18 protein-coding genes and 1 rRNA gene are annotated in these 23,675 nt (G+C 68.0%); 14 read left to right on the forward strand and 5 right to left on the reverse strand.

The genetic code is table 11. From position 1 onward, the window contains the following. The first annotated feature begins 13 nt into the window (after nt 1-13). The 3 genes from ACSMXV_RS30500 to ACSMXV_RS30510 are packed head-to-tail and all read left to right on the forward strand — an operon-like array spanning nt 14 to nt 3,326. A complete protein-coding gene (locus tag ACSMXV_RS30500; protein ID WP_473174360.1) occupies nt 14-1,285 on the forward strand; it encodes a putative T7SS-secreted protein in 1,272 nt (423 codons plus the stop codon). 5 nt (nt 1,286-1,290) lie between these two features. Next, entirely contained in the window at nt 1,291-2,412 is a 1,122-nt protein-coding gene (locus tag ACSMXV_RS30505; RefSeq protein WP_473174361.1) for a hypothetical protein, read from the forward strand. Between the two features lie 26 nt (nt 2,413-2,438). Beyond that, on the forward strand, nt 2,439-3,326 hold the full coding sequence (locus ACSMXV_RS30510) for a hypothetical protein (protein ID WP_473174362.1): 888 nt from the start codon (nt 2,439-2,441) through the stop codon (nt 3,324-3,326). A 94-nt stretch (nt 3,327-3,420) separates the two neighbouring features. Here the strand turns inward: ACSMXV_RS30510 and ACSMXV_RS30515 are convergent, their stop codons facing one another. The 3 genes from ACSMXV_RS30515 to eccCa form a co-directional block, all read right to left on the reverse strand. Further along, nucleotides 3,421-4,023 carry a hypothetical protein gene (locus tag ACSMXV_RS30515; RefSeq protein WP_473174363.1) on the reverse strand — a complete coding sequence of 201 codons (603 nt, stop codon included), beginning with the start codon at nt 4,021-4,023 and terminating at the stop codon, nt 3,421-3,423. Between the two features lie 23 nt (nt 4,024-4,046). Beyond that, nucleotides 4,047-4,337 carry a type VII secretion target gene (locus ACSMXV_RS30520; RefSeq protein ID WP_473174364.1) on the reverse strand — a complete coding sequence of 97 codons (291 nt, stop codon included), beginning with the start codon at nt 4,335-4,337 and terminating at the stop codon, nt 4,047-4,049. A gap of 110 nt (nt 4,338-4,447) precedes the next feature. Further along, nucleotides 4,448-8,395 (reverse strand): type VII secretion protein EccCa, encoded by a 3,948-nt coding sequence (eccCa, locus tag ACSMXV_RS30525; RefSeq protein ID WP_473174365.1) that lies wholly within the window; start codon nt 8,393-8,395, stop codon nt 4,448-4,450. 259 nt (nt 8,396-8,654) lie between these two features. Here eccCa and eccD point away from each other — a divergent pair, with 259 nt between their 5' ends. From eccD to ACSMXV_RS30560, 7 genes are all read left to right on the forward strand, one after another. After that, nucleotides 8,655-10,121 (forward strand): type VII secretion integral membrane protein EccD, encoded by a 1,467-nt coding sequence (eccD, locus tag ACSMXV_RS30530; protein ID WP_473174366.1) that lies wholly within the window; start codon nt 8,655-8,657, stop codon nt 10,119-10,121. A 335-nt stretch (nt 10,122-10,456) separates the two neighbouring features. Then, nucleotides 10,457-10,807, forward strand: coding sequence for a hypothetical protein (locus tag ACSMXV_RS30535; RefSeq protein WP_473174367.1), 351 nt, complete (start codon nt 10,457-10,459; stop codon nt 10,805-10,807). A gap of 200 nt (nt 10,808-11,007) precedes the next feature. Continuing rightward, nucleotides 11,008-11,295 (forward strand): 30S ribosomal protein S15, encoded by a 288-nt coding sequence (gene rpsO, locus ACSMXV_RS30540; protein ID WP_067275582.1) that lies wholly within the window; start codon nt 11,008-11,010, stop codon nt 11,293-11,295. A 317-nt stretch (nt 11,296-11,612) separates the two neighbouring features. Then, a complete protein-coding gene (locus tag ACSMXV_RS30545; protein WP_181655842.1) occupies nt 11,613-13,832 on the forward strand; it encodes a polyribonucleotide nucleotidyltransferase in 2,220 nt (739 codons plus the stop codon). Next, the gene (locus tag ACSMXV_RS30550) at nt 13,829-15,208 is read left to right on the forward strand and encodes a M16 family metallopeptidase (RefSeq protein ID WP_473174368.1); all 1,380 of its coding nucleotides are present in this window, start codon (nt 13,829-13,831) and stop codon (nt 15,206-15,208) included. Before ACSMXV_RS30545 ends, ACSMXV_RS30550 begins: the two co-directional genes overlap by 4 nt. Nucleotides 15,209-15,337: 129 nt before the next feature. Then, the gene (gene dapB / locus ACSMXV_RS30555; RefSeq protein ID WP_473174369.1) at nt 15,338-16,090 is read left to right on the forward strand and encodes a 4-hydroxy-tetrahydrodipicolinate reductase; all 753 of its coding nucleotides are present in this window, start codon (nt 15,338-15,340) and stop codon (nt 16,088-16,090) included. Nucleotides 16,091-16,123: 33 nt separating this feature from the next. After that, a complete protein-coding gene (locus ACSMXV_RS30560; RefSeq protein WP_473174370.1) occupies nt 16,124-16,576 on the forward strand; it encodes a hypothetical protein in 453 nt (150 codons plus the stop codon). Nucleotides 16,577-16,652: 76 nt separating this feature from the next. On the opposite strand, the gene ACSMXV_RS30565 is transcribed toward ACSMXV_RS30560, so the two are convergent. Next, a complete protein-coding gene (locus ACSMXV_RS30565; RefSeq protein WP_473174371.1) occupies nt 16,653-17,207 on the reverse strand; it encodes a hypothetical protein in 555 nt (184 codons plus the stop codon). Nucleotides 17,208-17,328: 121 nt separating this feature from the next. Continuing rightward, entirely contained in the window at nt 17,329-17,568 is a 240-nt protein-coding gene (locus tag ACSMXV_RS30570; protein WP_473174372.1) for a hypothetical protein, read from the reverse strand. Between the two features lie 201 nt (nt 17,569-17,769). Between ACSMXV_RS30570 and thyX the strand changes: the two genes are divergently transcribed. From thyX to ACSMXV_RS30590, 4 genes are all read left to right on the forward strand, one after another. Beyond that, a complete protein-coding gene (thyX, locus tag ACSMXV_RS30575; RefSeq protein ID WP_473174373.1) occupies nt 17,770-18,510 on the forward strand; it encodes an FAD-dependent thymidylate synthase in 741 nt (246 codons plus the stop codon). Nucleotides 18,511-18,734: 224 nt separating this feature from the next. After that, nucleotides 18,735-19,634 carry a 4-hydroxy-tetrahydrodipicolinate synthase gene (dapA, locus tag ACSMXV_RS30580; protein WP_473174374.1) on the forward strand — a complete coding sequence of 300 codons (900 nt, stop codon included), beginning with the start codon at nt 18,735-18,737 and terminating at the stop codon, nt 19,632-19,634. A 132-nt stretch (nt 19,635-19,766) separates the two neighbouring features. Beyond that, complete coding sequence (locus ACSMXV_RS30585) at nt 19,767-21,452, forward strand: ribonuclease J (protein ID WP_473174375.1); 1,686 nt, start codon at nt 19,767-19,769, stop codon at nt 21,450-21,452. Between the two features lie 542 nt (nt 21,453-21,994). Further along, nucleotides 21,995-23,520 (forward strand): 16S ribosomal RNA (locus ACSMXV_RS30590). Nucleotides 23,521-23,675 lie beyond the last annotated feature (155 nt).

Raw genomic sequence — 23,675 nt, forward strand, 5'->3', positions numbered from 1 at the left:
GAAGACGATGGGCATGTTCGACGATCCCAACTGGCCTGGTCTGACGTTCAATCCGGCCAAGGGTGACCTGCACACGGTCGAGTCACTGGCGTACGACGTCAAGACGGTCGGCGACGAGCTCGACGAGCTGCGCGAGATGCTGCTGAGCATCGGCAAGACGGACGGAGCGTGGGAGGGCGAGGCCGCCCAGAAGTTCCACGACAAGATCGGCGAGCTGCCCAAGTATCTGCAGCAGGGCCACGAGTCGATGACCGCCTGCTCGAAGGCGCTGAGGACCTGGCACACCGAGCTCGAGACCATGCAGCGACAGGCCAAGACTCTCGAGGAGCTGGCGGTCGAAGCGCGCAAGCGGCTCGACCAGAAGAACGACGCGGTCGACCGGGTCAACGCCAAGATAAACCAGGCGATGGTCCGTGAGCTCACCGAGCAGGAGGCCAAGGCCCTGACAGAGGAGGCCAACTCTGCCGAAACGGCGGCCAAGGAAGCCGCAGGGGAACTCGAGAGGCTCATCGAGAACGGCGAGGCGCTCCGCAAGTACTGGGAAGAGCAGGCCGAAAGAGCCGAGAACGCCATCCGCGAGGCCGCCAAGAACCGGCCGCCGGACCTCAGCATCTGGGACAAGATCACGGACGGGCTGAAGGGTGCCTGGGACGGCTTCAAGAACTTCCTGATCGACAACGCGGACCTGTTCTCCACCATCTCCAGCGCGCTGGCCGCTGCCGCGATCGTGGTCAACGTCATCCCGGTCGGTGGTCAGGTCGCCTCGGCGATTCTGGGCGCGGGCTCCGTGGTCTTCGCCGGTGCGGCCATGGCGGGCCACTGGATGGGCGGGGCTCCGCCGTGGAAGGTCGGCCTCGATGCGCTCGGTGTCATTCCCGGCGTCGGTGGTGTTGCCAAGGGGCTGATCTCCGGAGTCAAGGCGGTTCGTGCCGGAGGGAAGTTCGCAGCCGGAATCGCTCCGGGTGCCAAGACCATGGTCAACCAGATCACGAATCCCTTCAGCACGAAGATGATCAACAAGGGGCTGGGGATGTTCGGCAAGTCGGTTGACCCTGCGCTCATCACCACCGGCGTCAAGGGCTTCTCCACCGGCTTCGGCGTCGGCAACCTCATCTGGGGCGGGAACGACGGCGGCAACAGCGAGCCGCCGGTTCAGACCCAGCCGGCGCCGGTCGCTCCCGGCAGCCCTGAGGACAGGCTCATGGACAGCAGCGAGCCGCCCGTCCAGACGATGCCGTACCCGGCGGCCACGGGTGACAAGTTCCACCACACCCTGGCGGCCTGAGCGAGATGACCGAACCCACCACCGCCACCCCCGACTCCGAGATGGAGAAGTCCCGGCTCCACGTCGGGTGGGTCATACCGCCGTTCTTCCACGAACTGCCCGTGGACACGGACGACGCTGACGAGGCGGCCGAGCGGCTCTACGAAACGGTCAAGAAGGTCCTGGCGAGCGGCACGGATGACGAGCGGGTGCGAATGTTCGTCACCTACGCCGCCATCGTCGGGGAGTTGCGGGACGCCGGAGCCGTGTACGCCGGCTTCTGCGCCATGGACATGGACGGGCGCCCCAGCACCGCCAGTGTCGCGGTCTACCGCACGCCGCTGCAGAACATCACCGCTGAGGACGTACTGTCGGAGGCGTTCACCGGCCTGCAGCGGGCCTACCCCGACGACGACGTCAGGATCAGCGCCCTGCCCTGCGGCAAGGGCGAGGCCAGGGCCGTCGTACGGATCGGCGATGCCCCCTTCACTCTCGCTCCCGAGGCGTCCCCCACCGGGCAGCCCCTGGAGATGCCGCGTGGTCAGATCCAGGTGTACGTCCCGCTGCCGAACGACGCCGACATGCTGGTGTTCGAACTTTCCACGCCCTGCATGGAGGACTGGAACTTCTACTCGGAGCTCTTCGCGACGATCGTCCGGACGCTGGACTGGGCCACGGAGGAGGAGGCCCAGATGGCCGCCGCGCTCTCCCAGGCCCAGCCGGTCCCGGAGGTGGCGCCAGACCCGGCCCTGGTCCAAGAGCTCTATGCGCACTCCAGTCGGGTCCTGGACAGCCTCGCCGTTCGCGGCCGGATGGACGAGGGTAACGCGGTGTCCGCGGTCACCTGTGCCGACTGCTGGTCCAAGGGCCTGCGGTCGGTGTGCACGGCACGCCACCACTGGCAGATCGACGACGTCGAGGACGCGCTGCTGGCCATCGCCGTCGGGCGGCTCGACGAGTCCTTCCAGGGCCAAGGCTGGCTCAAGCTGTCGGGGACGCCGGGCCAGAGCGTGTCCCTGGCCGCGGACGGCGGCTCCGGACACCGCGTCAACGTCACGCTGATCGCCGGCCGGCAGCGGCTCGTCGTCGAGGTCGTCGCACCCTGTACGCGGACCGTGCGGGGACCGGGCGACTCCGTCTTCGGATAGGGCCGACCAGAGGAGGCGGCCGCATCATGGACAACAACCCCAGTGATCTCCTTCCGGTCGGCGCACACGCGCTCTCAGCGGACCCTCGACTCGTTGGCGCCGTACGGGAGTTCGGCAGAACCTACGGCTACGACTACTTCGACGACGAGGCGGTCAGGCGGACGCTGGCCGAACACGAGGCGTCCCTGCGCCGGACCTCGCGCGGGGAACTGGCCTGGGCCGCGTCCCTCACGAGCGCCGTCGGTCTCTCCTGGCTGGTTTGGGCCGCGTCCAGCAGGCCCGAGAACATCGCGCTCGGCTTCGTGCCTCCGGCCGTCCTGCTCGTCCTGGCGGTCGCCGCCTTCGTACGGCTTCACCGCAAGGGCAAGCAGAAGCTCAACCACCCCTTCCTCAAGGGCTACCGGCACGTCCTTGCGGCGGCTCTCGCACACGGCGTGCCCGTGACCTTCGTCCCCGGCTGGCTGACCGGCCGGGGCGGTGGAGGAGTGGAGGCAGCCCCCCTGCCGACGTACACCGCACCGCCCGGTCGCACCGCCCCCAGACAGCCGTGGTCCGCCGACGGTGCCGGGACCGCACCGCCGCTGCCCGCCAAGCCTGCGGCGGTCGCGCAGTACGAGCGGATCGCCGATCGGGGCGGCTGGCACGACGAGGCGGGCGGGGCCCTCATCCTCGCCGGAGCCATCGGTGTCTTCTACGCCGTGGTCAAGGACATGCCCGTGGCGTACGCAGCCGCGCTGCTCGTCGTCCTCGGCATCTGGACGTGGGTGGCCGGGCACCGGCTCGGCAAGCGGCAGATGGCCCTGTCCGCCGAGGCCCGACGCTACGTCGACCAGCTGACCGAGGCCCAGGCCGCCGGCGCGGCCGTCCCGGAGCTCTCCCCGCAGCTCCGCAAGCTTCTCGACTCACGTCTCTGACGGGCACTACGAAGACGACGACGGCGGTGGCGGTACCCGACCGGGTACCGCCACCGCCGTCCGTTTGCCCGGGCACTCAGCCTGCACGGGGTGCTTATCCGACCCGCGCACCGGCCGCCCTGGCCCGCTCCCGCGCCTCGGGGCTGACGCCGCGCTTGCGGGCCGACATCTGGTCGTTGACCGCCTCCGGCTGAGCCACCGAAATCAGGCGGCGTGGTCCTGAAACGGCGATGACACCGAGGAAACGGGGATCTCCGGCGAACCAGATCTCGCCGACATTCCCCTTCTTCACCTCGCGAACCCAGAAAGTAACGCCGCTCCCCAGCCAGTCGCCCCATTTGAGGCTGATCTGCTTCTCCAGCCTGTCGGGGTCCGGAATGGTGAAGCGTGTCGTGCCGTTCTTGGCGATTGTGGCCGCGTCAGGGTATGCCCCCCAGGGGTAGACCTTCAGAATGCGGCGCAGGCTGGCAAGACCCAGTACGTTCACGAGTGTCCGCAGGGCGATCCCGATCAGCACGATCAGCGCCGGGAAGAGGATCCAGAGAGTCCATACCGGCGTCATGACCACTGCGTACAGCCAGGCGACGAAGGACGCCAGCGAGAGGAGGAAGGAGCACACTCGGAAGATGGCTGTGCGGCGCCACGCCCACCGCGTTGCCGGATCCTCGTAGGCGGTCTTTGCCAAGGGAATGACCATGTCTATCGACTCCATTACCACGGTCAACCGAAGACGGCGCGGACTGACGCGGCGACCTCGACCTCTTCGTAATTGGCCTTGCTCTTCCCCACAGCTTCCGCGAGTTTGCCCGTCTGCCCGGCGATCTGCTCCGAGCCGTACTTCCAGTGCTCCTGGAAGTCGTTGCAGGCGGCGTCCAGGTCCTTGGTGCCGATGCCCTCAGCGGATACGTCCTGCATCGATTTGCGTACTTCGTCGAGCGCGGCCTTGGCCTCGTTCAGCGTCTTGTTGAACCGCCCCAATTCGCCCGTGTCGACAGTGAATTGGTCGCCCACGCATCCTCCCGTTCAGGTGTTGCCCGTGTCGGCGGGCACATCGTCCCGCCTTCGAATGTGGGGGGGGTGGGCCGGCAGTCCGGCCCACCCCCCCCACGTCCGGAGAAAACTCAGCTCTCCGGCAGGTATCCCGTCTGGACCAGCTGGCCGCTGGTCCGGCGCGAGATGAACTGGCCGCGTCCCGGCGGCATCGGAGCGGCCTTGATGTTGTTGAACACCGGGCCCTCCGACGGGTCGCCGGAGAGCACGATGCCCTGCGCGCCCAGCTCCTTGATCCGGGTGAGCACCGGCTCGAAGGACGAGCGCGAGGCACCCGAGGTGGTGCGGGCCAGGATGATGCGCAGACCCAGGTCACGGGCGAAGGGCAGGTACTCCATGAGCACCGACAACGGGTTGCCCATCGACGTGGCCACAAGGTCGTAGTCGTCGATGAAGATGAACGCGTCGGGCTCGGTGTACCAGTTGCGGTTGCGCAGCTGCTCCGGAGTCACGTCCGGGCCGGGCATGCGGCGGCTCATCGAGCCGGCCAGCGACTCCATGACCTCCTGCAGCTGCGGACCCGAGGCGCAGTACTTGTACATGTGGCTCTCGGGCACCTGGCCGAGCAGTGCGCGCCGGAAGTCGGATACCACGAACAGCGCCTTGTTGGACTGGTACCGCTCGGAGACCTGCTTGGCGATGAGCCGCAGCAGCGAGGACTTACCGGACTCGGTCTCGCCGTAGATGACGAACAGCGGGTCGGTCTCGAAGTCCACGAAGACCGGCGACAGCGTGAGCTCGTCGACACCGATCGCGATGCCGCGGTTGGTGAAGTCGCCGCCCGTCGGCAGTTCGGACGCGGACAGCATCGTCGGCAGCATCCGCACCTTGGGCGCCGCCGGCCCCTGCCAGGCGTTGTTGACGGCGTTGACGAAGTTCGCCATGCCGTCGGCCAGATCCTCCACCGTCGAGGCCCCGTCGATACGGGGAGTGGCGGCCAGGTAGTCCAGCTTGTCCGGGGACAGACCGCGGCCGGGCTTGCCCATCGGCACGTTCTCGGCCCGCTTGCGGTCGAACTCGGACTCCATCGCGTCACCGAGACGCAGCTCGAGACGGTTGAGGATCTGGTCGCGCAGCGCCGGCCGCATCTCGGTGTACCGGGTCGCCGTGATGATCAGGTGGACGCCGAAACCGAGACCGCGGGTCGCGATGTCCGCGATGACCTGGTCGAGCATCTCGTAGTCGTTCTTGAACGTCCCCCAGCCGTCGATGATCAGGAAGACGTCGCCCCACTGCTGGTCGGGGTAGTGCCCCTGCGCCCGGCGGTTGCGGAACGTGGCCATCGAGTCGAGGCTCTTGGCACGGAAGAACTCCTCGCGGGCGTTGAGGATGCCGTGCACCTCCGCCACCGTACGGCGGATCTTCTCCTGGTCCAGCCGGGAGGCCACACCGCCCACATGGGCCAGACCCTCCATGGCGAGCATGCCGCCGCCGCCGAAGTCGAGGGCGTAGAACTGCACTTCCGCAGGCGTGTGCGTGAGCGCGAAGGACGCGACCATCGTGCGTACGAGCGTCGACTTGCCGGACTGCGGGCCGCCCACGATCAGCGCGTGACCGGCCGAACCGGACAGATCCGCGTACATCACGTCGCGGCGCTGCTCGAAGGGCTTGTCGACCAGGCCGACCGGAACGGCGAGCTTGCTCTGGGCGTGGTAGCCCTCGGCGTGCAGACCGCGGTCCGCGGTGATGTTGAGCGCGGGCAGCAGCTGGTCGAGGCTGAACGGCTCGTCCAGCGGCGGCAGCCACACCTGGTGGGCCGGCGGACCCTGGCCGTCCAGGCGGCTGACGATGACGTCAAGGACGGTGTCGGCGAGCGCGTCGTCGATCTGGTCGGGACGGGTCTCCGGCTCCGGCTCGGAGAGGATCCGCACCGGCACCGGCGAGGCGGTGAACAGCACCGGCGAGCGGTCGATCCGGCCGCCGCCCTCGGCCACCGGCCCGTTCGGCCGGTAGGTGCCCGACACGTACGCGGCCTTGAACTGCACCATCGTGTCGGTGCCGTACTTCAGGATGCCCGCGCCGGGAACGTTCGGCAGATGGTAGGCGTCGGGCACACCGATCGCCGTACGGGACTCCGCCGCCGAGAAGGTCCGCAGACCGATCCGGTACGACAGGAAGGTGTCCAGGCCGCGCAGCTTGCCCTCTTCCAGCCGCTGGGAGGCGAGCAGCATGTGCACACCCAGCGAACGGCCGATACGGCCGATCTGGATGAACATCTCGATGAAGTCGGGCTTCGCGGCCAGCAGCTCGCTGAACTCGTCGATGATCAGGACGAGCGACGGCAGCGGGTCGAGCGGGGCACCCGCGGCACGCGCCTTCTCGTAGTCGGTGATGTTGGCGTAGTTGCCGGCCTGCCGCAGCAGCTCCTGGCGGCGCGTCAGCTCACCGGTGATGGAGTCGCGCATGCGGTCCACGAGGGTGAGCTCGTCGGCCAGGTTGGTGATCACGGCCGAGACGTGCGGCATGGTGCTCATGCCGGTGAAGGTCGCACCACCCTTGAAGTCCGCGAGGACGAAGTTGAGCGTCTCGGACGAGTGGGTCACCGCCAGGCCCAGCACCAGGGTGCGCAGCAGCTCCGACTTACCGGAACCGGTGGCGCCGACGCACAGACCGTGCGGGCCCATGCCCTCCTGTGAGGCCTCCTTGATGTCCAGCATGACCGGCTCGCCGTTCTCGCCGAGACCGATCGGGACGCGCAGGCGCTCGTGCAGCGTGCGCGGCCGCCAGGTACGCGAGACGTCCACGCTCGCCGCGTCACCGATCTGCATCAGATCGGTGAAGTCCAGGTTAGCCAGCAGCGGCTCGTCCGCGTCCGCCGCACCGAGCCGCAGCGGCGCCAACTGGCGCGCCAGCGACTCCGCCTGCGCCTGCGACAGCACATCGGGGAGGCCGGTGAACACACCCGTGCCCGCCTCCAGCTCCATGGCGTCGGGCCACACCCGCACCGACAGCGAGCCGCGCAGCTCGTCGAGCTCACCGGGCACTACCTCGAGGATGGTCACGCCCTGCAGGCCCTCCGCCGAGGCGAGGACCGAGTCGGCCGGAACGCCACCGCCGTCCAGCACGATGACAACGTGCGGCTGGTCCAGCACCGGCTGGCCCTCCCGGCTCCACCGGGACCGGCCCTCGAGCTGATGGGCGATCATCTCCTCGAGCTCGCCGAGGTCGGAGCACATGAGCCGGCGCGTACCGGCACCGTCGAACTCCTTGTGCTGCGTGTGCGGCAGCCACTTGGTCCACTCCCACTCCACCGCCGCACCGGGCGCGGCCACGACCGCGATCAGCAGGTCCTCTGGCGAGTGCAGCGAGGCCAGCTGACCGAGCATCGCACGGGTCTGGCCGTAGACCGTCTCCGCGTCACCGGAGACCGTCACGTGGTAGAAGGAGCGCAGCCCGATCGCCAGCGGAAGAGCGTTCAGCGTGCCGTGGCCGGCGATGAACTGCTGCATCGCGTGCGCGGTCAGCGGCTCCAGCTCGTCCACCGGCGCGGTCTCCGGCGCGACCAGCGGGGTCGCAAGCTGCTGCGGCCCCAGACCGATCCGTACCTGGACGAAGTCCACATCCGTGGACCGCCGTTCCCACAGCCGCGAACCCTCGGCGACCAGCGCCCACAGCTGCTCCGGCGCCGGGTGGAGGTAGTGCTGGGCGTCGCGCTGCTTGTGCGCGGTGCGACGGACCTCACGCCGCTTCTGCGCCAGGTACTTGAGGTAGTCGCGACGGGATTCGGCCATCTGGCCGGACGGCCCCCTCCGGGCCCGCACGATCTGGGCGACCACCATGGCCAGCGTGGACGCCAGCATGAGCACACCCATGATCTTCATGAAGCCGCCGGCCCCCTGGGCACCCGGCATGAAGAAGAACGCCGCCGACGAACCCATGCCGAGCATGGGCAGCAGGTTCAACAGCAGGCTGTCGTCCTCGTTGCGAGGCAGTTCGGGAGGGGACTCGAGCTTGACCTCCTCACTCGGCACCTCCGGCGGGAACACCCGCGGCGGGCGCTTGACGATGACGACGCTCACCGATGCACCAGTCCTTCACGCAATCGCAATCTCGAACCGCCCCCCGTGGCGACGGCCCCCGTACGCACGTCAACTCGCCGGGCCTGCACGGCCCATGAGTCGGGCGTTGATCCTACTGTTCTACGGGACCACTGGGGTGGGTGGGGACGTGGAGACAAGGGGTGGGACGGTAGGGTGACGCTCCACACGAAGCGCGGAACGGGGATCGCCCTGCGTGCCGCGTCCGACAACTCAGTACTGGACGAGGGGGAACCGTCAGGTGAGCACGGTTTCAGCAACCGGATTCTGCAGAGTCACGGTGGCGGCACCGAACAGCCGGATCGATGTGGCACTCCCGGAGGATGTGCCTCTCTCTGACGTGTACCCGGAGATCCTGCGGCTGTCGGGACAGACCCCGGAGGAAGCAGCGCCCACCGGGTACAACCTGGTACGCAGGGACGGCACCGTCCTCGACGACGGTCGCTCGCTCGTCGAACAGCAGATTCGCGACGGCGAACTGCTGCTCATGCGGCCGTTCGCGGACTCGCTGCCGCCCGCCGTCTTCGACGACGTCGTGGACGCCGTGGCCGCCGCCGTCGAGACCGACCGCCGCAGCTGGAACGACGGCATGATGCGCAGCGTCGGCCTGGGCGCCGGCGCGCTGCTGCTGACGATGATGGCGCTGGTGCTGTGGTTCTCGGAGCCGATCGCCCACGACATGCACGGCCTGCCGGGCGTCATCGCCGGTGCCACCGGCATCATCCTCGCGGCGCTGGCCGCCATACGCGCCCGGGTCTACGACGACGACCACGCGGCGGTGGGCCTGGGCCTGGCGTCGCTGCCGCACCTGCTGGTGGGCGGCTCGGGCATCGTGGGCGTCCCCGCGGGCGAAGGCCCCGGACGGCTGCAGTTCCTCACAGGGTGCGCCGTCGTCCTCGTCGCATCCGTGCTGCTCGTCATGATGCTGCCGCGGAACGACGCGCCCTTCGTCGCCGCCTCGTTCACCGCCGGCGTCGGCGTACTCGCCACCTTCGCCGCAATCGTCACCGAGGCCGAGCCGCGCCACGCGGCCGCCGTCACCGCCGTGGTCATGGTCGCCGTCATCGGCTTCCTCCCCGGCTGGTCCGCCCGCTTCGCCAAGCTCCCCATCGGATTCCGCTCGCCCGACCAGGTCTCCAAGCGAGGCCGCGGCGACGACCAGCAGGAGCAGGAGCCGGTCGACTTCCGGCTCATCACCGACCAGGCGCGCCGCGGGCACGAACTGCTGCTCGGCCTCGTCGGCGGCTGCGCGGCCGGCGGCGTCGCCTCCGCCGGTGTGGTGCTCGGCTTCTCCACCAGCGGCTGGGCCCAGCTGCTGTCGCTGGCGGCCGGCCTCGCCACGCTGATGCGGGCCCGGCTCTTCCTCTACACCGCCCAGGTCGTGACCCTGGTCATCTCGGGCATCGCCACGATCTCCCTGCTCGTGCTCGGCCTCGCCCTCAACCCGCCGGCCGACATCATCAAGGAGCTCACCTACAACGGAAACGGCGCCCCGCTGGACATCCGCACGATCTGGCTGTCCGCCGCCGTCGCCCTGGGCGCCACACTCCTCGTGGCCATCGCCCTGATCGTGCCGAGGAAGGGTGTGACCCCGTTCTGGGGCCGCATGCTCGACCTCGCCGAAGGCGCGGCGCTGCTGTCGCTCGTCCCGCTCTGCCTGGCGGTGCTCGACCTGTACGCGGCCGCCCGTGGCATGACCAGCGGATAGCCGTTCGGCACCAGCAGCACACAGCGGCTGCCACCCGCCCGGGTGGCAGCCGCTGTGTCATGCGCAGGCCGCTGTGCCGTAGGCGTAGGCGTAGGCGTAGGCGTAGGCGTCGGGGTCGGGGTCGGGGTCTGCCGCGCTCAGAGGCTCCATCGCCTGCCGCCCACGGCCGGCCCCGCTTTCTCGGCCAGGGCGTCCGCGGCGGGCGACGCATTGCGCTGCCTCGGAGGGCCGGTCGGCCACGGCGTGCAGGCGCACAGCCGTGTCGGTGTCGGCGATGTCCCGGATGCATGGCCCGCTGTAGGCGCGCCCGACGGCCCCACCTCTAGGCTGCCGTCATGACCTCAACCGATCTAGACGAAGTCGGCGGCGAGCAGATCGGCCTCAAGGGGCGGACCGAGGAGCCCGAGGAGCCCGATGAGCAGCGCCGGCCATGGAGCCCCCGGGAGGCGCGCCGCATACGCATGGCCGCCGCCGGGACGATCATGGCCGCGGTCGCCGTCGTCCTCGTCTTACGGCTCAGCGCACACCCCTCGCTCCTGACCGTCGGCGTCTATGGTGCGGGCCTCGTCCTGTGCGGCGTCGTCATCGAGCTCAGCCGCCGCGGCCGGACCCGCCTCGGCACATGGCTGCTGGCGGTCGGGATCGTCGCCGTCGCCGCCGCCGACCAGCTCCTCGGCAACCTCTGAGGCCGGCCCGCACCTCCCTGACGTGCCTGGGCCGGGGCGATGCTGCCGGGCTGGTACTGTGGGCGATGGCCGTTTGCGTACGCGCCTCCGGAATGTCTGGAGGCAGCGCCCAGCGGACCCCGCCTCCCGAGTAACGGAAGCTCCCCTGAGATGTGGACCAGGGGCACTCGGTGGCCACGAAAAGACTACGAGGAGTACGCGTGTCGCTCGACGCCGCAACGAAGAAGCAGATCATGTCCGAGTTCGCCACCAAGGAGGGTGACACCGGCTCCCCCGAGGTCCAGGTCGCGCTTCTGTCGCGCCGGATCTCCGACCTGACCGAGCACCTGAAGACCCACAAGCACGACCACCACTCCCGTCGTGGCCTGCTGATCCTGGTCGGCCAGCGCCGCCGCCTGCTGCAGTACCTGGCCAAGAAGGACATCCAGCGCTTCCGTGCGCTGGTCGACCGCCTCGGCATCCGCCGCGGTGCGGCGGGCGCCAAGTAAGACGCCGTGAAGGGAGCGGTTCCCACTGGAGGGGGCCGCTCCCTTTGCTGTACGTGCGGAGTGTCGCTGCGACTTTGTAGGCTGGCTGACACAAGGCAATACGAATCCGCACACAGGACGTATGCGACGTAGGCGTACGTCACGCAACACAGAACGAGGAGGAGCGCCCCTCGCCGCCGCCGGTCCTCGGTAGTGGCCCCCGGGACACCTAAACCCCGGGTGCTTCGATCGAAGACCGGCCAGCACACAAGGCGCGCTTCTCCGCCCACCGTCCCCTGCCACACGGGCTCGGGGACGAAAACGAGGAGATTCCGCTGGTGGAGAACGAGACCCACTACGCCGAAGCCGTCATCGACAACGGCACCTTCGGCACCCGTACCATCCGCTTCGAGACGGGCCGCCTGGCCAAGCAGGCCGCCGGCTCCGCCGTGGCGTACCTGGACGACGACACCATGGTGCTGTCGGCCACCACAGCTTCCAAGAACCCCAAGGACCAGCTCGACTTCTTCCCCCTGACGGTGGACGTCGAGGAGCGGATGTACGCCGCCGGCAAGATCCCCGGCAGCTTCTTCCGCCGTGAGGGCCGTCCCTCCGAGGACGCCATCCTCACCTGTCGTCTGATCGACCGCCCGCTGCGCCCGTCCTTCAAGAAGGGCCTGCGCAACGAGATCCAGGTCGTCGCGACGATCATGGCGCTCAACCCCGACCACCTGTACGACGTCGTCGCGATCAACGCCGCGTCCGCGTCCACGCAGCTGGCCGGTCTGCCCTTCTCCGGCCCGATCGGCGGCGTCCGCGTCGCGCTGATCCGTGGTCAGTGGGTGGCCTTCCCGACGCACACCGAGCTCGAGGACGCCGTCTTCGACATGGTCGTCGCGGGCCGCGCCCTGGAGGACGGCGACGTCGCGATCATGATGGTCGAGGCCGAGGCGACCGAGAAGACGATCAAGCTCGTCGAGGGTGGCGCCGAGGCTCCGACCGAGGAGGTCGTCGCCGCCGGTCTGGACGCCGCGAAGCCGTTCATCAAGGTCCTGTGCAAGGCCCAGGCCGACCTGGCCGCCAAGGCCGCGAAGCCGACCGCCGAGTTCCCGATCTTCCTCGACTACCAGGACGACGTCCTGGAGGCGCTCACCGCCGCAGTCAAGGACGAGCTGGCACAGGCGCTCACCATCGCGGGCAAGCAGCAGCGCGAGTCCGAGCTGGACCGCGTCAAGGGCCTGGCCGCCGAGAAGCTGCTCCCGCAGTTCGAGGGCCGCGAGAAGGAGATCTCCGCCGCGTACCGCTCGCTGACCAAGACCCTGGTCCGTGAGCGCGTCATCAAGGAGAAGAAGCGCATCGACGGCCGCGGCGTCACGGACATCCGTACGCTCGCCGCCGAGGTCGAGGCGATCCCGCGGGTCCACGGCTCGGCCCTGTTCGAGCGTGGCGAGACCCAGATCCTGGGCGTCACCACCCTGAACATGCTCCGCATGGAGCAGCAGCTGGACACCCTCTCCCCGGTGACCCGCAAGCGCTACATGCACAACTACAACTTCCCGCCGTACTCCACCGGTGAGACCGGCCGCGTCGGCTCCCCGAAGCGCCGCGAGATCGGCCACGGCGCCCTCGCCGAGCGCGCGCTCGTGCCGGTGCTGCCCACGCGCGAGGAGTTCCCCTACGCGATCCGCCAGGTGTCCGAGGCCCTCGGCTCCAACGGCTCGACGTCCATGGGTTCGGTCTGCGCCTCCACCATGTCGCTGCTGAACGCCGGTGTGCCCCTGAAGGCCCCGGTCGCCGGTATCGCCATGGGTCTGATCTCCCAGGAGATCGACGGCGAGACGCACTACGTCACCCTCACCGACATCCTCGGTGCGGAGGACGCCTTCGGTGACATGGACTTCAAGGTCGCCGGCACGAAGCAGTTCGTGACCGCCCTCCAGCTCGACACCAAGCTGGACGGCATCCCGGCCTCCGTCCTGGCCGCGGCCCTCAAGCAGGCCCGCGACGCCCGTCTCCACATCCTCGACGTGATGATGGAGGCGATCGACCGCCCGGACGAGATGTCCCCGAACGCCCCGCGGATCATCACCGTCAAGATCCCCGTGGACAAGATCGGCGAGGTCATCGGCCCCAAGGGCAAGATGATCAACCAGATCCAGGAGGACACCGGCGCGGACATCACCATCGAGGACGATGGCACCATCTACATCGGCGCCGTCGACGGCCCGTCCGCCGAGGCCGCCCGCACCACGATCAACAGCATCGCCAACCCGACGATGCCGGAGGTCGGCGAGCGCTACCTGGGCACGGTCGTGAAGACGACGACCTTCGGTGCGTTCGTGTCGCTGCTCCCGGGCAAGGACGGCCTGCTGCACATCTCGCAGATCCGCAAGCTCGCCGGCGGCAAGCGCGTGGAGAACGTCGAGGACGTCCTGGGCGTGGGCCACAAGGTCCAGGTCGAGATCGCCGAGATCGACTCCCGCGGCAAGCTCTCCCTGATCCCCGTGATCGAGGGCGAGGAAGGCTCTGAGGACAAGAAGGACGACGCCGACCAGTGACGTCCCGTAGCTCCAAGGCGACGGCCCGCACCTCTTCGGAGGCGCGGGCCGTCGCCCGTACCCAAACCCTCCTCAAGGGCAAGGGCGGCATCGGCACGGTCCGCCGTACGACCCTGCCGGGCGGCCTCCGCGTCGTCACCGAGACCCTGCCCTCCGTACGTTCTGCGACATTCGGCATCTGGGCGCACGTCGGCTCCCGCGACGAGACCCCGACGCTGAACGGCGCCACGCACTACCTCGAGCACCTCCTCTTCAAGGGCACCAACCGCAGGAGCGCCCTCGACATCTCCGCCGCGATCGACGCGGTCGGCGGCGAGATGAACGCCTTCACGGCGAAGGAGTACACGTGCTACTACGCGCGCGTGCTCGACACCGACCTGCCTCTGGCGATCGACGTCGTCTGCGACATGCTGACGAGCTCCCTGATCCTCGAGGAGGACGTGGACGCCGAGCGCGGCGTCATCCTCGAAGAGATCGCGATGACCGAGGACGACCCGGGCGACTGCGTGCACGACCTGTTCGCGCACACGATGCTCGGCGACACCCCCCTCGGCCGCCCGGTCCTGGGCACGGTCGACACGGTCAACGCCCTCACCGCGGACCGCATCCGCCGCTTCTACAAGCGCCACTACGACCCGACGCACCTCGTCGTGACGGCCGCGGGCAACGTCGACCACGCCAAGGTCGTACGCCAGGTCCGCGCCGCCTTCGAGAAGGCCGGCGCCCTCTCGGGGGCCGCGGCCGAACCCCTCGCCCCGCGCGAGGGCCGCCGCGCCATCCGTACCGCCGGCCGCGTAGAGCTGCTCGGCCGCAAGACCGAGCAGGCCCACGTGGTCCTCGGAATGCCGGGCCTGGCCCGCACGGACGACCGCCGCTGGGCCATGGGCGTGCTCAACACGGCGCTCGGCGGTGGCATGTCGTCCCGCCTCTTCCAGGAGGTCCGGGAGAAGCGCGGCCTGGCCTACAGCGTGTACTCGTACACCTCGGGCTTCGCCGACTGCGGCCTCTTCGGCGTCTACGCGGGATGCCGGCCGGGCCAGGTCCACGACGTGCTCAAGATCTGCCGCGACGAGCTCGAGCACGTCGCCGAGCACGGCCTGTCCGACGACGAGATCGGCCGCGCCGTCGGCCAGCTCTCCGGCTCCACCGTCCTCGGTCTCGAGGACACCGGCGCGCTTATGAACCGCATCGGCAAGAGCGAGCTGTGCTGGGGCGAGCAGATGTCGGTCGACGACATGCTGGCGAACATAGCGGCGGTCACCCCCGACGACGTCCGCGAGGTGGCTCGCGACATCCTGGGGCAGCGGCCGTCCCTGTCGGTCATCGGCCCGCTGAAGGACAAGCAGGCCGCGCGTCTGCAGGAAGCGGTCTCCTGACCGCTCTGAGGGCGGTTTCCGGGCCGCGCGGTGTGCGACGGCCCGGGACCGCCGTGGTGGCGGTCCCCTGATCGCCTGATCGCCGTACGGGCGGTCTCCCCACTCCCGTCGGAACGTAAGGAACAAGGGATGAGCAAGCTGCGCGTGGCGGTACTCGGCGCCAAGGGGCGCATCGGCTCCGAGGCGGTCAAGGCCGTCGAGGCCGCCGAGGACATGGAACTGGTCGGGGCCCTGGGCCGCGGCGACAAGCTCGAGACGCTGGCCGAGACCGGCGCCCAGGTCGCCGTCGAGCTGACCACACCGGCATCGGTCATGGACAACCTCGACTTCTGCGTACGCCACGGCATCCACGCCGTCGTCGGTACGACGGGCTGGACCGATGAGCGCCTGGCGCAGCTGAACACCTGGCTGGAGGCGTCGCCCGGCACAGGCGTGCTGATCGCGCCGAACTTCTCCATCGGCGCCGTCCTGACCATGAAGTTCGCGCAGATCGCCGCGCCGCTGTTCGAGTCCGTCGAGGTCGTCGAGCTGCACCATCCCAACAAGGCCGACGCCCCGAGCGGCACCGCCACGCGCACCGCACAGCTCATCGCCGCCGCCCGCGAACAGGCGGGCAGCGCCCCGCAGCCCGACGCCACGGTCACCGCGCTCGACGGCGCCCGCGGCGCGGACGTCGACGGCGTGCCCGTGCACGCGGTCCGGTTGCGCGGCCTCCTCGCCCACCAGGAGGTGCTGCTTGGCGGCGAGGGTGAGACGCTCACCATCCGCCACGACTCGCTGCACCACAGCAGCTTCATGCCGGGCATCCTGCTGGGCGTCCGCCGCGTGGTGTCCACTCCCGGCCTGACCTTCGGTCTGGAAAACTTCCTGGACCTCGGCTGACGCACGAGCCGATCCGACGCTAGAGCTGAAGAGATGCGCGCAAAGATCACCTATGTCGTCACGGCTGCCGTCCTGGTCGTCTACTTCGTCCTGGTCGGCAGCCGGGGACTGCTGCTGATAGAGCAAGGCACCGCGCTCACCGTCACCTTCGGTGTCGCGGTACTGATCCTGCCCGTCATCGGCCTGTGGTTCCTCTGGAAGAACACGCAGTTCGTGCAGAGGGCCAACCGGCTCGCAGCCGAGCTCGACGCCGAGGGCGGCCTGCCCGTGGACGAACTGGCCCGTACGCCAGGCGGCCGCGTCGACCGCGACTCGGCCGACGCAGTGTTCCTCAAGCGCAAGGCGGAGACCGAGGACTCACCGGACGACTGGCGCTGCTGGTTCCGCCTCGCGGTCGCCTACCACGACGCCCGCGACACCCCGCGCGCCCGCAAGGCGATGCAGCATGCGATCGCCTTGCATGACGGGAAGCAGGTCCGGGCCTGAGGGCCCCTAGTCTAGGACGCCGCCAGGCCTACGGAAGTGTCTTCCGTAGGCCTGGCGGCGTTTGTGCTCGTACGACCTAGCGGGGCTGGTACTCGTACGCCCAGGCCTCGACGGAGTCGGCCGCCCGGTCGAACGCCTCGAGGCGTGCCAGGAAATCGGCGTCGTGGGTGGTGAGCAGCGGCTCCTGCTCGCCCGGCCGGTCCTTGCGTACGAGGACGAGGGCCTGGCCCTGCACGGTCCGCGGCAGGCCCAGCCAGCGCACCGGCTGCTGAACCGTCCGCACGGCCGCCACCTGCGCCCAGGGCACCGTCCGGGTCAGGAAGAAGCGCACATGGCGCAACCCCTTCGCGCTCACCCAGGTGCCCACCCGCAGCAGCCGCAGCGCGCTCACGATGACAAGCGCGGCCAGAGCCCCACATGCGGCGCCGCCCGAAGCCTTGCCGGCGAACGTGATGATCACGGCGGCGACGAGGACGTACGACGCGAGCAGCAGCAGAAGCGCGGCGGCACCCACGCGCCACGGCCCGGGCCGGTAGGGGCGCCGCCACCGGTCGCGGTCGTCGAAGGGCAGCGCGATATCTCCGGCTGCCTCGTCGAACGCGCGGTCTGCGGTCAGGAAGGGCAGGGGCACGACTGTTCCTCACTCGATCACGCACGGGCTGTGCCCGAGGAGGCTACCGAGCCGCGCCCCCGCCTACCACCCTTGGGGGCCCGAGAGGGTACGTACCAGGCCGTTCAGGCAGTCATGAGCGTCAGCGGCTGTCGGATGCCTCGGACTGCTGCGTATGCGCAGGTGACTGGTCGGCCGACAGCGCGGGGACCCCGAAGAGCAGGGAGCCCACGAGCCCGGCGACCACGGTGAGGCCGAGGAGCGACCGACCGGCGATCTGTCCCGCGCTGGCGCGCTGACGGGGAGGGGGAGTGACGTTGCTGCGGAACTTGTCGGCTTCGGCGATGAAGGCGAACGGGACGGGCTCGCGCCGACGGAACATGGGTGGTGCTTCTCCTCGGATGGATCGAACGGAACGCTGCTACCTACACAGACGCTCGACGATCTCCCATGGTGCCCTGATTTGGGGAATTCTCCGAAGTTCGACGCCGAATGTCGCGGCACTCCTGGATCGGCCGGTTGTCAGTGCCGGGTCGTAGAGTGGGCGCCGCCCGAGAGAAGTGATGGAAGGACCCCCCGAGCCGTGACCGACACCCCCGCCGACGACCCCAAGCCCAGCTTCCGCAGCGACGTCACCGTCGAGCTGGTGAAGCACGCGGCGAGCGACTCCGACGTGCTGTGGGCCGCCCGCGTCTCCACCGCAGGGGAGCAGTCCCTGGACGAGCTGAGGAAGGACCCGGAGCGCTCCAAGGGCCTGATCAACTACCTGATGCGGGACCGGCACGGCAGCCCCTTCGAGCACAACTCGATGACGTTCTTCATCAGCGCCCCGATCTTCGTCTTCCGCGAGTTCATGCGCCACCGCGTGGGCTGGTCGTACAACGAGGAATCCGGCCGGTACAGGGAGCTGCAGCCCGTCTTCTACGTCCCCGACGAGTCCCGCAAGCTGGTCCAGGAAGGCCGCCCCGGCAAGTACGTGTTCGTCGAGGGCACCCAGGCGCAGCAGGAGCTCGTCGGCCGCGTCATGGAGGACTCGTACCGCGAGGCGTACGAGGCGTACCAGGAGATGCTCGCGGCGGGCGTGGCGCGCGAGGTGGCCCGCGCGGTCCTCCCGGTCGGCCTGTTCTCGTCGATGTACGCCACGTGCAATGCGCGCTCGCTGATGCACTTCCTCGGTCTGCGTACCCAGCACGAGCTGGCGAAGGTCCCGTCCTTCCCGCAGCGGGAGATCGAGATGGTGGGCGAGAAGATGGAGAAGCTGTGGGCGGAGCTGATGCCGCTCACGCACGCGGCCTTCAATGCCAACGGACGCGTGGCTCCCTAGCGGCCGCTGGGCTCCTGGCTCCGCAGGGGACGGCGGTACAGATGTGCGCATCAGCCGAGCGACATGTCCGTATTGCGGCATTTGGCGAAGTTCATCTAGCCTGATCAAACGGACCCGGCACTGCTTGAACCCCCGAGCAGGCAGTGCCGGGCTCCACATATATCGCGACTTGTCGCATGCCCCGAGGGGGGACCCCGCGCTGAGCAGCGAGTAGCGTGTTACCCATGGCTCCGACCTCTACTCCGCAGACCCCCTTCGGGCGGGTCCTCACCGCCATGGTCACGCCCTTCACGGCGGACGGCGCACTCGACCTCGACGGCGCGCAGCGGCTCGCCGCCCACCTGGTGGACGCAGGCAACGACGGCCTGGTCGTCAACGGCACCACCGGCGAGTCCCCGACCACCAGCGATGCGGAGAAAACCGAGCTGGTACGAGCGGTGCTGGAGGCCGTCGGCGACCGAGCCCACGTCGTGGCCGGCGTCGGCACGAACGACACCCACCACAGCATCGAGCTGGCCCGCGCCGCCGAGAAGGCCGGCGCCCACGGCCTGCTGACCGTCACGCCGTACTACAACAAGCCGCCGCAGGAAGGCCTCTACCGGCACTTCACCGCGATCGCCGACGCCACCGAGCTGCCGGTGATGCTCTACGACATCCCCGGGCGCAGCGGCGTGCCGATCAACACCGAGACGATCGTGCGTCTGGCGGAGCACCCACGCATCGTCGCCAACAAGGACGCCAAGGGAGACCTCGGCCGAGCCAGCTGGGCCATCGCCCACTCGGGCCTCGCCTGGTACTCCGGCGACGACATGCTCAACCTGCCGCTGCTGTCCGTGGGCGCCATCGGCTTCGTCTCGGTCGTCGGCCACGTCGTCACGCCCGATCTGCGCGCCATGCTCGACGCCCACACGAACGGCGACGTCCAGAAGGCCACCGAGATCCACCAGAAGCTGCTCCCGGTCTTCACCGGCATGTTCCGTACGCAGGGTGTCATCACGACCAAGGCCGCGCTGGCCCTCCAGGGTCTGCCCGCCGGGCCGCTGCGTCTGCCGCTCGTGGAACTGTCGCCCGAGGAAACCGCTCAGCTCAAGATCGATCTCGCGGCCGGCGGGGTAGAGCTCTAACCACAGACTTCACAACTGAATACGAACAACCCGCAGGTCAGAGACCTGCCATCCATCCATACACGCATGTGCACGAACGTCATGCGCGCCACGTGCCGATCGGCACGTGGCGCGCATGGGCAGGAGAGTCTTTTGAGTCATCCGCATCCTGAACTCGGCGCGCCGCCGAAGCTGCCGGAAGGGGGCCTTCGCGTCACCCCGCTGGGCGGCCTCGGCGAGATCGGCCGGAACATGACCGTCTTCGAGTACGGCGGCCGCCTGCTGATCGTCGACTGCGGAGTGCTCTTCCCCGAGGAGGAGCAGCCCGGAATCGACCTGATCCTCCCGGACTTCACGTCCATCAGGGACCGCCTCGACGACATCGACGGCATCGTCCTCACGCACGGCCACGAGGACCACATCGGCGGCGTGCCGTTCCTGCTCCGCGAGAAGCCGGACATCCCGCTGATCGGCTCCAAGCTGACCCTCGCCCTGATCGAGGCCAAGCTCCAGGAGCACCGCATCCGCCCGTACACGCTTGAGGTCGCCGAGGGCAACCGCGAGCGCATCGGACCCTTCGACTGCGAGTTCGTCGCGGTCAACCACTCCATTCCGGACGCGCTGGCCGTCGCGATCCGCACGCCCGCGGGCATGGTCGTCCACACGGGCGACTTCAAGATGGACCAGCTCCCGCTGGACAACCGCCTCACGGACCTGCACGCCTTTGCGCGGCTGAGCGAGGAGGGCATCGACCTTCTCCTCTCGGACTCGACAAACGCCGAGGTCCCGGGCTTCACGCCGCACGAGCGCGACATCTCCAACGTCCTGCGCCAGGTCTTCGCCGGAGCCCGCAAGCGCATCATCGTCGCGAGCTTCGCCAGCCACGTCCACCGCATCCAGCAGATCCTGGACGCCGCCCACGAGTACGGCCGCCGGGTCGCCTTCGTCGGCCGCTCGATGGTCCGCAACATGGGCATCGCCCGGGACCTCGGCTATCTGCGGGTCCCACCGGGCCTCGTCGTCGACGTCAGGACGCTCGACGACCTCCCGGACGGAGAGGTCGTGCTCGTCTGCACGGGCTCCCAGGGCGAGCCGATGGCGGCTCTTTCCCGCATGGCCAACCGCGACCACCAGATCCGCATCGTCCAGGGCGACACGGTGATCCTCGCGTCGTCGCTCATCCCGGGCAACGAGAACGCGGTGTACCGCGTCATCAACGGGTTGACCCGTTGGGGCGCCAACGTCGTCCACAAGGGCAACGCCAAGGTGCACGTTTCCGGCCATGCCTCGGCAGGCGAGCTCCTGTACTTCTACAACATCTGCCGGCCCAAGAACCTGATGCCGGTCCACGGTGAGTGGCGCCATCTGCGCGCCAACGCCGAACTCGGCGCACTCACCGGCGTCCCGCACGACCGCATCGTCATCGCCGAGGACGGCGTCGTCGTCGACCTCGTCGAGGGCAAGGCGAAGATCTCCGGCAAGGTCCAGGCCGGTTACGTGTACGTGGACGGCCTCTCGGTCGGCGATGTCACCGAGACCTCGCTCAAGGATCGCCGCATCCTCGGCGAAGAGGGCATCATCTCGGTCTTCGTCGTGGTGGACTCCACCGCCGGCAAGGTCACCGGGGGCCCGCACATCCATGCCCGTGGATCCGGCATCGAGGACTCGGCCTTCGACGACGTCATCCCGAAGATCCGGGAATCCCTGGAGCGTTCGGCTCAGGACGGCGTCGTCGAGCCCCACCAGCTGCAGCAGCTCATCCGCCGCACGCTGGGCAAGTGGGTCTCGGACAACTACCGCCGACGCCCGATGATTCTCCCTGTGGTTGTGGACGTCTGACGGTCCGTCGGACATCGGCCAGGAGCGGGGCGCCTCGATTTGCATCGAGGCGCCCCGCTCCAGTACGTTTACGGCTCCGCCCAGACGGGCACCCGGCACACTTGTGAGCCAAGGGGCATCCCGGACGGGGCGGAAAAACCGACTCAGAACCTCTGATAAAGTCGGGTCCGCCGAAAGGGAGCCGCAAGGCAACCGATAGGCAAAAGGCCCTCCAACGGCCACCGGAAATGAATTCCGACCGGGAACGGAACGGAAAACGGATCTGGTAAGGTTGGAAACACCGAAGGGAAGCGCCCGGAGGAAAGCCTGAGAGAGTCTCTCGGGTGAGTACAAAGGAAGCGTCCGTTCCTTGAGAACTCAACAGCGTGCCAAAAATCAACGCCAGATATGTTGATACCCCGTCTCCGGCCGGTTCGGCTGGGGCGAGGTTCCTTTGAAATAACACAGCGAGGACGCTGTGAACGGCCGGGCTTATTCCGCCTGGCTGTTCCGCTCTCGTGGTGTCGTCCCGCAGTCTTTAATTAGGCGCAGTCGGGAAAACATTCACGGAGAGTTTGATCCTGGCTCAGGACGAACGCTGGCGGCGTGCTTAACACATGCAAGTCGAACGATGAAGCCCTTCGGGGTGGATTAGTGGCGAACGGGTGAGTAACACGTGGGCAATCTGCCCTGCACTCTGGGACAAGCCCTGGAAACGGGGTCTAATACCGGATAACACTCTCACGGGCATCTGTGAGGGTTGAAAGCTCCGGCGGTGCAGGATGAGCCCGCGGCCTATCAGCTTGTTGGTGAGGTAGTGGCTCACCAAGGCGACGACGGGTAGCCGGCCTGAGAGGGCGACCGGCCACACTGGGACTGAGACACGGCCCAGACTCCTACGGGAGGCAGCAGTGGGGAATATTGCACAATGGGCGAAAGCCTGATGCAGCGACGCCGCGTGAGGGATGACGGCCTTCGGGTTGTAAACCTCTTTCAGCAGGGAAGAAGCGAGAGTGACGGTACCTGCAGAAGAAGCGCCGGCTAACTACGTGCCAGCAGCCGCGGTAATACGTAGGGCGCAAGCGTTGTCCGGAATTATTGGGCGTAAAGAGCTCGTAGGCGGTCTGTCACGTCGGATGTGAAAGCCCGGGGCTTAACCCCGGGTCTGCATTCGATACGGGCAGACTAGAGTGTGGTAGGGGAGATCGGAATTCCTGGTGTAGCGGTGAAATGCGCAGATATCAGGAGGAACACCGGTGGCGAAGGCGGATCTCTGGGCCATTACTGACGCTGAGGAGCGAAAGCGTGGGGAGCGAACAGGATTAGATACCCTGGTAGTCCACGCCGTAAACGGTGGGAACTAGGTGTTGGCGACATTCCACGTCGTCGGTGCCGCAGCTAACGCATTAAGTTCCCCGCCTGGGGAGTACGGCCGCAAGGCTAAAACTCAAAGGAATTGACGGGGGCCCGCACAAGCAGCGGAGCATGTGGCTTAATTCGACGCAACGCGAAGAACCTTACCAAGGCTTGACATATACCGGAAACGGCCAGAGATGGTCGCCCCCTTGTGGTCGGTATACAGGTGGTGCATGGCTGTCGTCAGCTCGTGTCGTGAGATGTTGGGTTAAGTCCCGCAACGAGCGCAACCCTTGTTCTGTGTTGCCAGCATGCCCTTCGGGGTGATGGGGACTCACAGGAGACTGCCGGGGTCAACTCGGAGGAAGGTGGGGACGACGTCAAGTCATCATGCCCCTTATGTCTTGGGCTGCACACGTGCTACAATGGCAGGTACAATGAGCTGCGAAACCGTGAGGTGGAGCGAATCTCAAAAAGCCTGTCTCAGTTCGGATTGGGGTCTGCAACTCGACCCCATGAAGTCGGAGTTGCTAGTAATCGCAGATCAGCATTGCTGCGGTGAATACGTTCCCGGGCCTTGTACACACCGCCCGTCACGTCACGAAAGTCGGTAACACCCGAAGCCGGTGGCCCAACCCCTTGTGGGAGGGAGCTGTCGAAGGTGGGACTGGCGATTGGGACGAAGTCGTAACAAGGTAGCCGTACCGGAAGGTGCGGCTGGATCACCTCCTTTCTAAGGAGCACTTCTCACCAGGCCTCTTCGGGGACTTGGTCAGAGGCCAGAACATCAGCGAACGTCTGATGCTGGTTGCTCATGGGTGGAACGTTGATTATTCGGCACACTTGATCGTCTTCTCCTTCCAGTACTGCTCTTTGAGCGTGGAACGT

The organism is Streptomyces sp. DSM 42067 (assembly GCF_055792885.1).